The following is a 16520-nucleotide window of genomic DNA, read 5'->3' on the forward strand; positions in this document are numbered from 1 at the left end:
TGCAGAACGGTGCAGATAAGCCCGTCACCCACGCTTCTCAAGGGCCTGAGCGATCATGTCGATAAAACCCGCGGCATCCTTGACCTGTGCCACATCATCCTGCGCGACGGTGATCCCCCAGCGATCCGCCATCGCCTTGTAACGCGGCTGACGATGCGCCAAAGCCTTGGCAAAGGCCCAGCGGATAAAATCATCAGGGTCCACATCATCTGGGGCTGCGTTGAATTCCGCCAGATAGGCGGTCCATGTCGCCAGCAAGAACACCGGATCATAGGACATCGGTTTGGGTTCGCGGTCAAACCGGCGGATCAATTCGGCAGTATGGGCGTCTGTGCCTTCGATCCAGACCATCAGCGTCTTGGACGCCAAATCCGTCATGATCGGATCATTCGGATCGGTGACATCGACCCATTCGCAGATCGACCCGCCGGTATCGCAGACGAAATGCGGATATTGGTAAAGATCATGCGAGCGTGTGATGAAATGGCCGGTGTCATGCAGCGCCGCCACTTCGGCGCGCTGGAACTGGTCCTGACGGCGGGTGTATTCATCCCAAGGCAGCCCGCCCTTGGCCGGATCGCCCGGTTTGCCCAGATAGGACGACATCGGCCGCAGGTCGTTGAACGAAATGTTCGACCCGATATAGATGCTGTCGCTGCGCAAAAGGTCGCGCAGGAACGGCACTTTCATCGCCTCGCGTTTGGCATTGTCGGCGATATATTCGCCCATATACCGCGTGCCGATCCGGTAATCGATGGAATAATGGAACCAGTCGCCGGTCTGGCGCAGCATGCTGGACAGATAGGTCTTGCCCAGCCCCGACATTGCGAAGAACAGGACCCGTTTTTGCGGCGCGGCGCGCCAGTCAGAGGCGGATGTATAAATCATGGCCCTTGGGTAATGCTGGCGGCGCTAATCTGCCAGCGATTTTTGCGCGATTGGTGATAATGTCACCGATCCGATACGGCTGTGGCGGCTATGCCTGCTGCAAGGTTCAAAAGGATGACAGCAAATGCAATATACCAGCAAGTTTCAGGCAATGGCTGATGCCGCACGCGCGCAGACCGACGAAGTCCCCGCCAGCGCGGTTGACAGCCTAATCGCAGCGGGAGCGGTGGCGCTGGATATCCGCGACAAGGAAGAACATGACGTGGATCACATCGCGGGGTCGGTGCATGTCAGCCGTGGCAAGCTGGAGATGAATATCGAAACTGTGCTGCCCGATCTTGAAACGACGATCTTGTGCTATTGCAATGCCAACAACCGTGGCGCGCTGTCGGCGGCCAGCCTCAAAGCGATGGGGTATAAAAACGCCAAATTCATCGCGGGCGGGTTGAAAGCCTATCGCGGGGCACGCTAGGCCGCGCTGCCTCTTTTCCCGGACAACGTCCGGGACAAGATGAGTATTTTTGGAAATAAGAAGTCAGGGGCGGGGCCAGCGGGCGCGGGGTTTATTGTCCGCGCCAGATCCAGCCGCCGCCCAGCACACGGGTGCTGTCGGTGTCGTAAAACACGCAGGCCTGCCCGGGCGAGACGCCTTGTTCGGCAACCAGCAATTCGACCTCTGCCTCGGTGTCCGAGATCGGGCGCAGGATCGCGTCCGTCGGAGGGCGGGTGGAGCGCACGCGCACCGCGATCTGGCGTTCTGCGATATCGGTCAGCTTGCCCCCGCCGATCCAGTTGATTTCGCGCAACGGCACGCGGCGGGTGGCCAGCATGTCCTTTGGCCCGACGATGACCTGTTTTTTGTCCACATCCAGCCGTACCACATAAAGCGGATCGGCCAGACCGCCGATGCCAAGCCCGCGCCGCTGGCCCACGGTGTAATGGATCACGCCGTTGTGCTGGCCCAGCACCTGCCCGTTGATATCCACGATCGTGCCGGGGCTTGCTGCACCGGGGCGCAGTTTTTCGATCACGGCGGCGTAATCGCCGTTGGGGACAAAGCAGATATCCTGACTGTCGGGTTTATCTGCCACGCTGAGCCCGTATTTGGCGGCCAAAGCACGGGTTTCATCCTTGCTTTTGTGATGGCCCAACGGAAAGCGCAGGTAATCAAGCTGGTCTTGCGTCGTTGAGAACAAAAAATAGCTTTGATCCTTGGCCGCATCGGCAGCGCTGTGCAATTCGGCACCCTGCACGCCCATCTTGCGCTGGATGTAATGGCCGGTCGCCATGCAATCGGCGTCCAGATCGCGGGCGGTTTGCAGCAGGTCCTTGAATTTCACCCGTTCATTGCAGCGGATGCAGGGCACAGGGGTTGCACCACCCAGATAGCTGTCGGCGAATTCATCCATCACCGCTTCGCGGAAGGTGTTTTCATAATCCAGCACATAATGCGGAAATCCCATTTCTTCGGCCACGCGGCGCGCATCATGGATATCGCGGCCCGCGCAGCACGCGCCTTTTTTCGCCAGCGCCGCCCCGTGGTCGTAAAGTTGCAAGGTCACGCCGACGACATCATAGCCTTCTTCGGCCAGTTTGGCGGCGACGACGGATGAATCCACGCCGCCCGACATCGCCACGACGACGCGGGTATCGGCAGGGGCCTTGGCAAAACCAAGCGAGTTGATCGGGGATTCAAGGGGCATGGCAGGTCCGTCGGTTCAAGAACAGGTCGAAATATAGGAAAATGCTATGCATTCTCAAGGTGCGGCTACACCTCTCATTAAGTTGCGCTCGGCATATCATCTGCGGGAGTTTCCTGAAAGGGGTGCCACATGTATTTGCGAAAGATCGAAGGGCGGCGTGCCGTCACCCTGCCAGACGGGTCAACGATGACACGCGCCGACCTGCCGGACAAGACGACCAGCCGCTGGGTCGCATCGCGCAAGGCCGCTGTTGTGCGGGCGGTGATGCATGGGCTGATCACGCGCACCGAAGCCTTGGAAACCTATGACCTGTCCGAAGAGGAAATGGCCGCCTGGGAGGCTGCTGTCACCGCGCATGGCGAGGTTGCCCTAAAAGCAACAGCATTACAGCGGTATAGACAGCCATAGGGTGCGTCCGTAGAATTCTGCGTTGGTAACACGTGGTTAACCTTTTTCGACAAAGGTGAGACGTAATTGTAAGAGTGGAGAATCCCTATGCGCGTGCTGCTGGTTGAAGATGACCCTACAACGGCGAAAAGTATCGAATTGATGCTGACCCATGCCAATTTAAATGTGTATACCACCGATCTTGGCGAAGAAGGCATCGATTTGGCCAAGCTTTACGATTACGACCTGATCCTGCTGGACCTGAACCTGCCGGACATTAACGGACATGAGGTTTTGCGCCAGCTACGGCTAAGCAGGATCGACACGCCGATCCTGATCCTCACCGGTGATGATGGCACTGAAAGCAAGCTGAAAAGCTTCGGGTTTGGCGCGGATGATTACCTGACAAAACCGTTCCACCGCGAAGAGCTTGTCGCGCGGATTCATGCAATTATCCGCCGGTCCAAAGGGCATGCGCAATCCATTATCCGCACCGGGCAGATCGCCGTGAACCTGGATGCCAAGACGGTCGAAGTGGCCGGAAATACCGTGCATCTGACCGGCAAGGAATACCAGATGCTGGAATTGTTATCGCTGCGCAAGGGCACGACGCTGACCAAGGAAATGTTCCTGAACCACCTTTATGGCGGTATGGATGAACCTGAATTGAAGATCATCGATGTCTTCATCTGCAAGCTGCGCAAGAAATTATCCGAAGCGGCAGATGGTGAAAACAATATCGAAACCGTCTGGGGGCGCGGCTATGTCCTGCGCGATCCGGAATCTGTGAAACCTGCCGCAAAACTGGCCATCGGGGCATAAACCCAGCATCCGCCGTTGCCGCCGGGTCCAGTTTGTCGGCTGGACCTTGGCGGCTGGCCTGCGTAACACTATCTGGCGCGCGGCATGACGCGCGTGAAGTGGGGGCAGGTGGTGAGCACATCAAAACAGGATCATGATACCGCAACCATCGCCGTTGCGGATTTGACCCGAGCGGAGGCCATGGTCGAGCTGGCCCGCTTGGCGCAAACCTTGGCTCAAGCCAATACTGCCTATCACCGCAATGATACCCCCGAGATCAGTGATGCCGCCTACGACGCCCTGAAACAGCGCAACGCCGCGATCGAGGCGCGCTTTCGCGAGCTCAAACGCGCCGACAGCCCCAGCGATCAGGTTGGTGCCGTGGTGGCCGACGGATTTGGGAAGGTGCAGCATGCGGTGCGGATGCTATCGCTGGGCAATGCATTCAGCGACGACGATGTGACCGACTTTGACGAACGTCTGCGCAAATATCTGGGGCTGACGGCAGATCAGCCTTTGCGCTATACCGCAGAGCCCAAGATCGACGGGCTGTCGCTGTCGCTGCGCTATGAGGACGGCGTATTGGTGCAAGCCGCCACGCGCGGCGACGGGGCGGTGGGCGAAAACGTGACCGCCAATGCCTGCACCATCGCCGATATTCCCCAGCGTCTGACCGGCGCGCCCGCCGTGCTGGAGGTGCGCGGTGAAGTTTACATGAGCCATGATGATTTCGCGGCCCTGAACGCGCGGCAGGCCGACAAGGGCGCCAAGACCTTTGCCAATCCGCGCAACGCCGCCGCAGGCTCATTGCGCCAGCTGGATGCGGGTATCACCGCCGCGCGTCCGTTGCGTTTTTTTGCCTATGCCTGGGGGGCGCTGTCTGCGCCGCTGGCTGCCACCCAATCAGGGGCTATCGCGCGGCTGGCCGAACTGGGCTTTGCCACCAACCCGCTGACTGCGACCTGCGACAGCCCCGCCGATCTGATCGCAATCTATAGCGGGATCGAGGCGCAGCGTGCCAGCCTTGGCTATGACATCGACGGCGTTGTCTACAAGGTCGATGATCTGGCGCTGCAACAAAGGCTGGGGTTCCGCTCCACCACGCCACGTTGGGCGATTGCGCATAAATTCCCCGCCGAACTGGCCTGGACCGTGCTGGATGCCATTGATATTCAGGTCGGGCGCACCGGTGCGCTGTCACCTGTGGCGCGGCTGGTGCCGGTCACCGTTGGCGGGGTCGTCGTGTCCAACGCGACCCTGCATAATGAGGATTACATCGCAGGGCGCGGCGGCGATGGTCAGCCGATCCGGCAGGGCCGCGATATTCGCGTCGGCGATTGGGTGCAGGTCTACCGCGCCGGTGACGTCATTCCCAAGATCAAAGATGTCGATAGCGCGCGCAGGCCCGCAGGGGCCACGCCCTATATCTTTCCCGACACCTGCCCCGAATGCGGATCACCCGCGATCCGCGATCCGGGCGATGCGGTTCGCCGCTGCACCGGCGGGATGATTTGCCCCGCGCAAGCTGTTGAAAGGTTGAAACATTTTGTATCGCGTGCGGCATTCGATATCGAAGGTCTGGGCGCCAAGCAGGTCGAACAATTTCATGCCGATGGCTGGATCACGACCCCCGTCGATATCTTTACGCTGCGCGCGCGGTATGGGCAGGGGTTGCAACAGCTGAAAAACCGCGAAGGCTGGGGCGCGAAAAGCGCTGACAACCTGTTTGCTGCCATCGATGATAAGCGCGCGATCGCGCTCAACCGGCTGATCTATGCTTTGGGGATACGGCATGTCGGCGAAAGCTCGGCTGCACTTTTGGCCAATCATTACGGGTCATGGGCGGGTTTTGCGACCGCGATGCAAGCGGCGCACATCGGGCAAGGCCCCGCATGGGACGCATTGACCAGCATTGATGGCGTGGGGGCCGTGATGGCCACATCGCTGATCACAACCCTGCAAAACCCGTCAGAGGCGGCATCCATCGCCGCCCTTGTCGCCCAGCTTGACGTACAAGACGCGCCCAAGATCGCCAGCGACAGCCCCGTGTCGGGCCTGACCGTGGTGTTCACCGGCACGCTGGAAAAGATGACCCGCGCAGAGGCCAAGGCGCGCGCCGAATCCTTGGGAGCCAAGGTCGCAGGATCGGTCAGCGCCAAGACCGATATCCTTGTGGCAGGCCCGGGGGCCGGGTCCAAAGCCGCCAAGGCCGAGGCCCTTGGCATCCGCACCATGGACGAGGACGGCTGGCTTGCGCTGATCGGCAGCGCATGACGGGCCGGCCAGAGGCTCTTTTCCCGCTGTTTGGCACGCTGACGCGGCTGGACGGGGTGGGCGCCAAGACAGCACAGGTAATGAGCGATGCGGGTATCGCCAAACCTGCCGATCTGTTGCTGACCCTGCCGGTATCGGGCGTGGACCGCCGCCGCCGTGCGTCCATCCGCGAGGTGATCGCGCCCTGTATCGTCACGGTCGAGGTGACGGTCGGCCTGCATCTGCCGCCAAAGACCAAGGGCAAACCTTACCGGATCACGGTGCAGGATGCGGAAACATCGTTTCAGCTCGTGTTTTTTCACCTGCGCGGCGATTATCTGCAAAAGCTGCTGCCGACGGGCCAGCGGCGGGTGGTGTCGGGCAAGCTTGAACTGTTCGACGGGATCGCGCAGATCGTGCATCCCGATCATGTGCTGCCCCCGCTGGATGCCGACACGATCCCCGCCTTTGAACCGGTCTATCCGTTGCATGCCGGCCTGACGCAAAAGGTGATGTGGAAAGCGACAAGATCCGCACTGGCGCTGCTGCCCGATCTGGCCGATTGGATCGACCCTGCGCAAAAGGCGCGCGAAGGCTGGCCCGATTGGGCGCAGGCGCTGCATCTGGCGCATAATCCGCAATCGCCTGTTGATCTGTCGCCGCATCATCCGGCACGCGCACGGCTGGCCTATGATGAATTGATGGCGCATCAGATCACGCTGGCCTTGGCGCGGGCCAATGCGCGCCGCGCCAAGGGGGTGGCATCGGCGGGCGACGGGCAGCTGCAAAAACGCGTCCTTGGCGCCTTGCCTTACAGCCCGACAGGCGCACAGACCCGTGCCATTGCCGAAATCGGGGCCGATCTGGCCGCACCTTTGCGGATGAACCGGCTGTTGCAGGGCGATGTCGGGTCGGGCAAGACGCTCGTTGCGATGATGGCGCTGTTACAGGTGGTGGAATCGGACGGGCAGGGCGTGATGATGGCGCCCACCGAAATCTTGGCGCGGCAGCATTACGCAGGGCTGGAGCCGCTGGCCGCTGCCGCCGGTGTCCGGCTTGATGTGCTGACCGGCCGCGACAAGGGCCGCGATCGCGCCGCGAAACTGGCCGCTTTGGCACAAGGCGATATCCAGATCCTTGTTGGCACCCATGCGGTGTTCCAGAAAGACGTGCATTTCCATGACCTGCGGCTGGCGGTGATCGACGAACAGCACCGTTTCGGCGTGGCGCAACGGATGGAACTGGGCGCCAAGGGGCGCGCGGTCGATGTGCTGGTGATGACGGCCACGCCAATCCCGCGATCGCTCGCTCTGGCGCAATATGGCGACATGGATGTGTCGGTGCTGGATGAAAAACCGCCCGGGCGCAAACCGGTGCAGACCGCGCTGGTCTCTGCTGCGCGGATGGATGAAATCGTGGCAAAATTGCGCGCCGCTGTCGCGGATGGGCGGCAGGCATATTGGGTCTGCCCTTTGGTCGAGGAAAGCGAGATCATCGAGATGACCGCCGCCGAAGATCGGTTCAAACGCCTGCGGGCGGCTTTGGGCGATACGGTCGTCGGGCTTGTGCATGGCCAGATGCCTGTCACCGAAAAAGACGCGGCCATGGCGCGGTTCGTCAGCGGCGACACCCGCGTTCTGGTGGCCACAACCGTGATCGAGGTGGGCGTGAACGTGCCAAACGCGTCGATCATGATGATCGAAGGCGCCGAAAGTTTTGGTCTGGCGCAATTGCACCAGCTGCGCGGCCGCGTTGGGCGGGGGGCTGCGGCATCGACCTGCTTGCTGATCTATCAACCGCCCCTGTCAGAGAACGGCCGCAAGCGGCTCGAAATCCTGCGCGAGACCGAGGATGGTTTCCGCATCTCCGAAGAAGACCTGGCCATGCGCGGCGCGGGCGATGTCATCGGCACCGCGCAATCGGGCCTGCCACGGTTCCGCATCGCCGACCTAGAACGGCAGGCGGGGCTGATGGCCGTCGCGCAATCGGATGCGCGCAAGCTGCTGCATGACGACCCCGATCTGCAAACGCCGCGCGGGCAGGCCGCCCGCGCCTTGCTGTGGCTCTTGGAACAGGACCGCGCGATCCGTTTGATTTCAATAGGTTAACGCCCCACGTACCGATCTTGCGCAGAATGTTCTTAAAATGTTCTTAAAAAGTCTTTACAGCCACGGTTCAATATGAGAACAAAGTAGCAACAGAACATTAAGGGAACACTGACATGGCGAAAGAAATCACAACCATTCTGATCCGTTCGCGTCACACGCTGATCGGGGATGCCCTGGGCATTGTCGCCTTGATGGTGCTGTTGTTTGTCGGATTGGCCTTGCCCGGGCCGATCTGACCTGCTGCGCGGCTTTCTGGCCCTGACCATTGCCTGTCCCACCTTGCAATGACACCACCCCGCCTGACATCCGGATTTGCCTTTGCCTGATGCCTTTGGACCAGATACCGCAAAACCTGCCGCCGCCATCCTGCCCCGGATGCGCGGCGGTTTTTTATGTGCGGGCCTTGGCAGTTTGCAGCGCGTCCAGCGTGGCGTCAAACGCCAGCATGATGGATGCATGACGGTTCTTGTAATCGCGCGCGGGTTCCAACACCTCCAGCCCGTCAAACGGGGCAGGCGGCACCGGCCCGCCCGATGTCAGCATCGCCTGCAACGCATCGCGCCCGGCCTGCACCTGCTGTTCGGTCAGCCCAACGATCGCGCCGCCCACGACAGCCGCCGCCGCCTGCCCAAGCGCGCAAGCTTTTACATCCTGCCCGAAATCGGTGATCACGCCGTCCTGCAGCACGATATCCACCGTTACATTCGATCCGCACAAAGGTGCGCGCTTTTTCGCGCTGGCTGTGGGGGCAGACAGGCGCGCATTGCGCGGCATATCGGCCGCCAGCGCAAGGATACGCGCGGAATATAGCTTGATCATGTCGGTTTCGGCTGACATCGCATTTGCCCTTTTGTGCTGTCATCTCTAGTTAGGGCGCTGGACGCTGCTTGCAAAGGGAAACCCGATGCCATTCGACCTGACCACGCTGAAATATAACGATGCAGGGCTGATCCCCGCAATCGCCCAAGATGCCGCATCGGGCGAGGTGCTGATGATGGCATGGATGAACGCCGAATCCGTGGCCCGCACGCTGGACACAGGCCGCGTCACCTATTGGTCGCGCTCGCGTCAGGCCTTCTGGGTCAAGGGCGATACCAGCGGCCATGTGCAGGAATTGGTCGATTTCCGCGTTGATTGCGACTGCGATTGCGTGCTGGTGACAGTCAACCAGACCGGTCCCGCCTGCCACACCGGGCGGCGCAGCTGTTTTTACACGGCTGTGCGCGCGGGCGACGCGGTCGAATTGATGCAGCCTATGGGATCAACCCCACCATCCGCCTGATATCCGCAGGGCTGGCCCCTTCGGCGCGGAATGTCGCTATCGCCTTGGCATCATCCCGCTTGGCCAACCGTTTGCCAGCTGCGTCGCGGATCAGATCATGATGGTGATAGCGCGGTGTCGGCAGGCCCAAAAGCGCCTGCAAGGCGGCATGGATCTGCGTCGCTTCGGCCAGATCCGCGCCGCGCACCACGTCCGTGACACCTTGTACGGCATCGTCGATCACAACGCTGAGGTGATAAGATGTCCCGCTCTCCTTGCGCCCGATCACAAAATCACCGACATCACGTTGAAGGTCTTGGCGTGTCACTTCAACATTTAAACCGTTGTTTTCAAACATAATGAGGTCACTACTTAAAGTGTCCAAATCAAACCGCAACACCGCATCGCGCGCGGGCATCCCGCTTTCGCTTTGTTGCCAATACTCCCGCCGGAGGCGGCGCTGCGCCTTGCATGTGCCGGGATAGATCAGCCCGTCAGGACCGACATTGCAGCCTTCCTGCGGCGCGCTCAGCGCCGCTTGAATATCGCGCCGCGTACAGGTGCAGACATACAAATGCCCCCGCTGCCACAGACCGTCGATCACATTGTCATAAACACCCATCCGGTCCGACTGGCGCAAAACCGGCCCGTCCCATGTCAGGCCAAGCCAGGCCAGATCGTCGTAAATCTGCACCTCCCATGCGGGCCTTGCGCGGGTCTGGTCGATATCCTCGATCCGCAGCAGGAAGGTGCCGCCCACGGCGCGCGCCATATCATGCGCAAGAATGGCGGAATAGGCATGGCCCAGATGCAACGGCCCCGTCGGGGACGGCGCAAAGCGCGTGATCATTCCGCGGCAAGCGCCTGCGGCACCAGCCAGTCCTGCCAATCCGCCTTGGCGCGGTCGGTATAGGCTTTGTACCGGTCCTTGCGCCCGCGCCGTCCGCCTTTGACACCGTCAAGCGGCGGGAACAGCCCGAAATTCACGTTCATCGGCTGGAATGTTTTGGCCTCGGCCCCGCCGGTGATATGGCTTACCAGCGCGCCCATCGCGGTGGTGACAGGCACTGGCGAAAGGCTGCGCCCCTGCAATTCCGCCGCCGCCATCCGACCTGCCAGCAATCCCATCGCGGCACTTTCAACGTAACCTTCGACACCAGTGATCTGGCCTGCAAAGCGGATATTGGGGCGCGAACGCAGGCGCATCTGGTCATCCAGCAAGCTGGGCGAATTGATGAACGTGTTGCGATGGATGCCGCCAAGGCGCGCGAATTCAGCAGTCTCCAATCCCGGAATCATTGCAAAAACAGTCTTTTGCGCACCGTATTTCATCTTGGTCTGGAAACCGACGATGTTATACAATGTCCCCAACGCATTATCGCGGCGCAGCTGGACCACAGCATAGGGCTTGTTGCCCGGATCATGCGCATTGGTCAGGCCGACGGGCTTCATCGGACCAAACCGCAGGGTTTCGCGCCCGCGTTCTGCCATCACCTCGATCGGCAAGCAGCCGTCGAAATAACCGGCGGTTTCGCCTTCCTTGAATTCGGTCTTGTCGGCGGCCAGCAGCGCGTCGATGAAATCCTCGTATTGCGCCTTTGTCATCGGGCAGTTGAGATAGGCGGTCTGTTCTTCCACCGTCTCGCCCTTGTCATAACGCGACTGCATCCAGGCCACATCCATGTTGACCGTCTCGTGGTACACGATAGGGGCGATGGCGTCGAAAAACGCCAGCGCCTCGGTACCAGTCTCGGCGGCAATCGCTGCGGCCAAGGCCCCCGATGTCAGCGGGCCGGTCGCGATAATCCAATGGCCATCCTTTGGCAGGGTGGTAATTTCATCGTAACTGACGCTGATATTGGGATGCGCGGTCAGCGCGGCTGTCACGCTTTCGGCAAAAGGGTCGCGGTCCACGGCCAGCGCGCCACCGGCAGGCAAACGGTGCTTTTCAGCCATATCCATGATCAGCCCGCCCGCGGCGCGCATTTCCCAATGCAATAGGCCGACGGCATTCTGTTCATGATCATCCGACCGGAAAGAATTGGAACAGACCATTTCCCCCAGATTGCCGGTACGATGGGCAAAGGTGCCGACCTTGGGGCGCATTTCGTGGATAACCACCTTGATGCCCGCATTGGCCGCCTGCCATGCTGCCTCGGACCCAGCCATCCCGCCGCCAATAATATGCAAATGCTGTTCCATCGCCATCCTCTCGTCGCGGCTTCTTATTTCCCCAAATACTCCGGGGTGAGCCCCGGACCCTGTCCGGGGCGAGGGGCAGCGCCCCTTAAGCGTCGTCCTCGTCGTCGCCCTGATCGGCGATCCAAGCCACGCTGACCACGGTTTCACCCTTGCCAGTGTCGAACACCTTAACCCCGCCTGCGCTGCGCGACCGGAACGAAATCCCTTCGACCGGCACGCGGATCGACTGGCCGGTCGATGTGACCAGCATGATCTGGTCGGACATTTCGACAGGGAAAGATGTGACAAGCGGGCCACCCCGCATCGCCTTGTCCATCGCGGCAACACCCATGCCGCCACGCCCGCGCACGGGATAATCATGGCTGGACGACAATTTGCCCGACCCTTTGGCGCTGATCGTCAGGATCAGGTTTTCCGCCGCAGACATCGCGGCATAGCGCTCTGGGCTGATCTGGCCGGGGGCAGCTTCTTCGTCTTCCACTTCGGCATCGTCGGCCAAGCCCGCCATCGCGCGGCGCATTTTCAGATAGGCGGCACGTTCCTCGGCCTCGGCCTCGAAATGGCGGATGATGCTCATCGACACGACCTTATCATCGCCCTGCAACCTGATCCCGCGCACACCGGTGCTGTCGCGGCCTTTGAAGACGCGCACATCGGTGGTGGGAAAGCGGATCGCGCGGCCGGAATCGGTGATCAGCATCACGTCATCATCGGGCGAACAGATCCGCGCATTCACCAAAAGCGTATGTTCATCAGGTAGTTTCATGGCGATCTTGCCATTCGACTTGACGTTGGTGAAATCCGACAAAGCATTGCGGCGTACATCACCCGCCGATGTGGCGAACACGATCTGCAAATCATCCCATTCCGCCTCTGGCCGGTCCACCGGCATGATCGCGGCAACCGACACGCCCTGCGGGATCGGCAGGATGTTGACGATCGCCTTGCCCTTGGCGGTGCGGCTGCCCAGCGGCAGACGCCATGTCTTCAGCTTGTAGGCCATGCCATCGGTGGTGAAGAACAACAATTGCGTATGGGTATTGGCCACGAAGAGGGTGGTCACGACATCCTCTTCTTTCGTCGCCATCGAGGACAGACCCTTGCCACCACGGCGCTGCGCGCGGAAATCGGCCAAGGCGGTGCGTTTGATATAGCCACCCGAGGTCACGGTCACGACCATGTCTTCCTGTTCGATCAGGTCCTCGTCATCCATATCACCAGACCAATCGACGATCTGTGTGCGGCGCGGCACGGCGAATTGGTCGCGCACTTCGGTCAGCTCGTCACGGATGATTTGCAAAATACGGTCGCGGCTGCCCAGAATTTCCAGATATTCGCGGATCTTGCCCGCCAATTCCTGCAATTCGTCCGTCACTTCCTTGACGCCGATCTGGGTCAGGCGTTGCAGGCGCAATTCAAGGATGGCGCGTGCCTGTGCCTCTGACAGGTTATAGGTGCCATCGTCATTGGCGGTATGGGTCGGATCGTCGATCAGCTTGATATATTCAAGGATCGCCGCAGCAGGCCAGCGCCGCGTCATTAGTGTATGGCGCGCATCTGCGGCATCGGCGGACCCACGGATCGTGGCGACGACTTCGTCGATATTGGTCACTGCAACGGCCAGACCGCACAGGATATGCGCCCTCTCGCGCGCTTTGCGCAGCTCGAACGCGGTACGCCGCGCAATCACCTCTTCACGGAAATCGACAAAGGCAACAAGGAAGGCCCGCAGCGTCAGCTGTTCGGGCTTGCCGCCGTTCAGCGCCAGCATGTTACAGCCAAAATAGGTCTGCATCGGGGTGAAACGGAACAGCTGGTTCAGCACCACCTCGGCGGTGGCGTCACGTTTGAGTTCGACGACGACACGCACGCCGTTACGGTCAGATTCGTCCTGCACATGGGCGATGCCTTCGATGCGCTTGTCGCGCGCGGCTTCGGCGATGCGGTCGATCATCACCGATTTGTTCACCTGATAGGGAATCTCATTTATCACAATGGCATAGCGGTCTTTCCTGATCTCTTCGACCACGGTTTTCGCCCGCACGATCACCGATCCGCGCCCTTCAAGGTACGCCTTGCGCGCGCCGGATCGACCAAGGATCAACCCGCCTGTGGGGAAATCAGGGGCCGGGATAAACTCGATCATTTCCTCAGAGGTCAGGTCGGGGTTGTCGATTAGCGCCAGCGTCGCGTCGATCACCTCGCCCAGATTGTGCGGCGGGATATTAGTGGCCATGCCAACAGCAATGCCGCCCGCGCCATTGACCAGCATATTGGGAAAACGGGCGGGCAGGACGGTGGGTTCACGGTCTTTGCCATCATAATTGTCTTGGAAATCAACGGTATCTTTGTCGATATCCATCAACATATAGGCGGCGGGTTTGTCCATCCGCACTTCGGTATAGCGCATCGCGGCGGCACGATCGCCGTCCATCGACCCGAAATTGCCCTGACCATCCAGCAAGGGCAGCGACATGGAAAAATCCTGCGCCATCCGCACCAGCGCGTCATAGATCGCGCTATCGCCGTGGGGGTGGTATTTGCCCATCACATCCCCGACGGACCGCGCGGACTTGCGATAGCTTTTGTCGTGGGTGTTTCCGGCCTCGTACATGCCGTATAAAATGCGGCGATGCACCGGTTTGAGACCGTCGCGCAGGTCGGGGATCGCACGCGAAACGATCACGCTCATCGCGTAATCCAGATAGCTGGTTTTCAATTCATGTTCGATGGTGACGCTCGGCCCCGCGTGGGCCATCCGCGTCACTGGCAAATCATCATCGTTTTCAGGGGTTTCTGGGGTATCGTTCACAAAGTCCGCCTGTCTGCTATCTGCTATATTTGGGTCTAGTGACTATAGCAGACACCTGATCTTGGGTGCAATGGCGCAATCCAAAACTGCCCAGAAACTGACCTAACGCGCCCGTTTCAGCATCCCGAACAGATCACGCGGATCATCGGGGTCGGCGATCAGGTCCAGATCGACGTAATAGGGCGTGTCCTTGATCCGGTCATGGACATAGCGCAGCGCGCTGAAATCCTCGATGGCAAAGCCCACACCGTCGAACAGGGTGACTTCGGCCGCGGATTTGCGCCCCTGCGTCTGGCCGGTGATGACCTGCCAAAGCTCTGTCACCGGATGGTCGGCGGGCATCTGCTGGATTTCGCCTTCGATGCGGGTCTGGGGCGGATATTCGACGAAAATGCTGGACCGCGCCACGATATCGCGGTGCAATTCGGTCTTGCCGGGGCAATCGCCGCCAATCGCGTTAATATGCACGCCCGCGCCCACCATGTTGTCGGTCAGGATCGTCTGCATATCCTTGTCCGCCGTCGCCGTGGTGATGACCTGCGCGCCCTCAATGGCCTCTTCAGGCGTCGTGCATTGTGTCACCTGCAAGCCCAATCCTTCCAGATTGCGCGCGCATTTGGCGGTGGCTGCTGGGTCCAAATCATAAAGCCGGACATGGCTGATCCCGCAGACGGCCTTGACGGCAAGACATTGGAATTCCGATTGCGCACCATTGCCGATCATCGCCATCGTGCTGGCCCCGGGCGCGGCCAGATGTTTGGTCGCCACCGCCGTCATCGCCGCCGTACGCAGCGCCGTCAGCAGGGTCATTTCGGTCAACAGGCGCGGATAGCCTGAATAGACATCCGACAGCACACCAAAAGCTGTGACAGTCTGCAACCCTTCGCCCATGTTCTTGGGGTGACCGTTGACGTATTTGAACCCGTAAAGCACCCCGTCGGATGTGGGCATCAATTCGATCACGCCAACATCCGAATGCGACCCCACGCGCGGGGTTTTGTCGAACTGGTCCCATTTGGCGAAATCTTCGGTGATGTTGCGGGCAAGGTCCGCGATGAAGGTCTCAACCCCGATGTGATGGACAAGGCGCATCATGTTATCGACGCTGACGAAAGGCACCAGCGCGCGAGAGGAAGCTTTGAGCATTACTTGTAACTCCGCGTAGGGCGGTCGAACACGCGACGGCCCAGCAAGGATGCGGTCAGATCGACCATCAGGTTGGCGGTCTTGCCGCGATCATCCAGAAACGGGTTCAGCTCTACCAGATCGAGAGAGGTGACAAGGCCGGAATCGGACAGCATTTCCATGACCAGATGGCCTTCGCGCACGGTGGCCCCGCCGGGCACGGTGGTGCCGACGGCAGGAGCGACCGAAGGGTCAAGGAAATCGACATCAAGCGACACATGCAGCATCCCGTCCACCGCCGCCACGCGGTCAAGGAACGCCTGCAACGGTGCGCTGATCCCTTCCTCGTCAATCCGGCGCATATCGACAAGTTCGACATCACCGCGCGCAAGGATTTCATGTTCTGCCGTATCGACCGAACGCAGGCCGATCATGCAGATATTGGCCGGTTCCACGCGCACGGGCAGGGGGGGAAAGGCATCAAACCCGCGCCGCCCCGTGACGTAACCCACGGGGGTGCCGTGCAGATTGCCGCTGTCGGTGGTGTCGGGCGTGTGGATATCGCTATGCGCATCCAGCCAGAGCGCAAAAAACGGCCGCCCCGCGGCCTGCGCATGGGCTGCCATGCCCGCCACGGTGCCAGCGGCCAGCGCGTGATCGCCGCCCATGAAAATGGGGAAACCCTGTGGTGCCGCCTTTTGCGCGGCTTCCATCAAGGTCTGGGTCCAGCCCACGTTTTCCGCCAGTTTCCAGACCAGCGGATTGCGCGCCTCAGCCACCTCGACCTGCGCGGGGGCAAGGTTGCCCCAATCGTGCACGCTATGGCCAAGGGCGGTGATCGCCTCGGCCAGCCCTGCGGTGCGATAGGCATCCGGCCCCATCAAACAGCCCCGGCGGCGTTTGCCGCAATCCACCGGCGCGCCGATCAAAATACAATGTTTCTGTGTCATGGCGGCAGATTAGCCAAAATGCCGCTTGGC

At 60.6% G+C, this 16520-nt stretch carries 15 protein-coding genes; 7 read left to right on the forward strand and 8 right to left on the reverse strand.

Annotated features, from left to right (window positions below; translation table 11 throughout):
• Positions 1 to 24 precede the first annotated feature (24 nt).
• Positions 25 to 888, reverse strand: coding sequence for a hypothetical protein (locus SKA53_RS04425; protein ID WP_007204860.1), 864 nt, complete (start codon positions 886 to 888; stop codon positions 25 to 27).
• A 124-nt stretch (positions 889 to 1012) separates the two neighbouring features.
• Between SKA53_RS04425 and SKA53_RS04430 the strand changes: the two genes are divergently transcribed.
• Positions 1013 to 1360 (forward strand): rhodanese-like domain-containing protein, encoded by a 348-nt coding sequence (locus SKA53_RS04430; protein WP_007204861.1) that lies wholly within the window; start codon positions 1013 to 1015, stop codon positions 1358 to 1360.
• Positions 1361 to 1451: 91 nt separating this feature from the next.
• On the opposite strand, the gene mnmA is transcribed toward SKA53_RS04430, so the two are convergent.
• On the reverse strand, positions 1452 to 2591 hold the full coding sequence (mnmA, locus tag SKA53_RS04435; RefSeq protein WP_007204862.1) for a tRNA 2-thiouridine(34) synthase MnmA: 1140 nt from the start codon (positions 2589 to 2591) through the stop codon (positions 1452 to 1454).
• A 129-nt stretch (positions 2592 to 2720) separates the two neighbouring features.
• Between mnmA and SKA53_RS04440 the strand changes: the two genes are divergently transcribed.
• The 5 genes from SKA53_RS04440 to SKA53_RS15775 all read left to right on the forward strand — a co-directional run bounded on the left by SKA53_RS04440 (position 2721) and on the right by SKA53_RS15775 (position 8376).
• The gene (locus SKA53_RS04440; protein WP_007204863.1) at positions 2721 to 2999 is read left to right on the forward strand and encodes a DUF1153 domain-containing protein; all 279 of its coding nucleotides are present in this window, start codon (positions 2721 to 2723) and stop codon (positions 2997 to 2999) included.
• Positions 3000 to 3086: 87 nt separating this feature from the next.
• Positions 3087 to 3800, forward strand: coding sequence for a response regulator transcription factor CtrA (gene ctrA, locus SKA53_RS04445; protein WP_007204864.1), 714 nt, complete (start codon positions 3087 to 3089; stop codon positions 3798 to 3800).
• Between the two features lie 84 nt (positions 3801 to 3884).
• Positions 3885 to 6053, forward strand: coding sequence for an NAD-dependent DNA ligase LigA (ligA, locus tag SKA53_RS04450; protein WP_007204865.1), 2169 nt, complete (start codon positions 3885 to 3887; stop codon positions 6051 to 6053).
• Positions 6050 to 8140, forward strand: a complete 2091-nt coding sequence (gene recG / locus SKA53_RS04455; protein ID WP_007204866.1) for an ATP-dependent DNA helicase RecG — start codon at positions 6050 to 6052, stop codon at positions 8138 to 8140. Before ligA ends, recG begins: the two co-directional genes overlap by 4 nt.
• 113 nt (positions 8141 to 8253) lie before the next feature.
• Complete coding sequence (locus SKA53_RS15775) at positions 8254 to 8376, forward strand: hypothetical protein (protein ID WP_007204867.1); 123 nt, start codon at positions 8254 to 8256, stop codon at positions 8374 to 8376.
• A 154-nt stretch (positions 8377 to 8530) separates the two neighbouring features.
• Here the strand turns inward: SKA53_RS15775 and SKA53_RS04460 are convergent, their stop codons facing one another.
• Entirely contained in the window at positions 8531 to 8977 is a 447-nt protein-coding gene (locus tag SKA53_RS04460) for an iron-sulfur cluster assembly scaffold protein (protein WP_007204868.1), read from the reverse strand.
• 67 nt (positions 8978 to 9044) lie between these two features.
• Here SKA53_RS04460 and hisI point away from each other — a divergent pair, with 67 nt between their 5' ends.
• Entirely contained in the window at positions 9045 to 9422 is a 378-nt protein-coding gene (gene hisI / locus SKA53_RS04465) for a phosphoribosyl-AMP cyclohydrolase (protein ID WP_007204869.1), read from the forward strand.
• Here hisI and gluQRS read toward each other — a convergent pair.
• The 5 genes from gluQRS to rocF all read right to left on the reverse strand — a co-directional run bounded on the left by gluQRS (position 9394) and on the right by rocF (position 16490).
• On the reverse strand, positions 9394 to 10251 hold the full coding sequence (gene gluQRS / locus SKA53_RS04470) for a tRNA glutamyl-Q(34) synthetase GluQRS (protein WP_007204870.1): 858 nt from the start codon (positions 10249 to 10251) through the stop codon (positions 9394 to 9396). The two genes, hisI and gluQRS, sit on opposite strands and share 29 nt — an antisense overlap.
• Positions 10248 to 11603 (reverse strand): methylenetetrahydrofolate--tRNA-(uracil(54)-C(5))-methyltransferase (FADH(2)-oxidizing) TrmFO, encoded by a 1356-nt coding sequence (gene trmFO / locus SKA53_RS04475; RefSeq protein WP_040483125.1) that lies wholly within the window; start codon positions 11601 to 11603, stop codon positions 10248 to 10250. Before trmFO ends, gluQRS begins: the two co-directional genes overlap by 4 nt.
• A gap of 85 nt (positions 11604 to 11688) precedes the next feature.
• On the reverse strand, positions 11689 to 14415 hold the full coding sequence (gyrA, locus tag SKA53_RS04480) for a DNA gyrase subunit A (RefSeq protein ID WP_007204872.1): 2727 nt from the start codon (positions 14413 to 14415) through the stop codon (positions 11689 to 11691).
• A 102-nt stretch (positions 14416 to 14517) separates the two neighbouring features.
• Complete coding sequence (locus SKA53_RS04485; protein ID WP_007204873.1) at positions 14518 to 15561, reverse strand: ornithine cyclodeaminase; 1044 nt, start codon at positions 15559 to 15561, stop codon at positions 14518 to 14520.
• Positions 15561 to 16490, reverse strand: a complete 930-nt coding sequence (gene rocF, locus SKA53_RS04490) for an arginase (protein ID WP_007204874.1) — start codon at positions 16488 to 16490, stop codon at positions 15561 to 15563. Before rocF ends, SKA53_RS04485 begins: the two co-directional genes overlap by 1 nt.
• Between the last annotated feature and the right edge of the window lie 30 nt (positions 16491 to 16520).

The sequence above is a fragment of the Yoonia vestfoldensis SKA53 genome, assembly GCF_000152785.1.
Taxonomy (GTDB): Bacteria; Pseudomonadota; Alphaproteobacteria; order Rhodobacterales; family Rhodobacteraceae; genus Yoonia; species Yoonia vestfoldensis_A.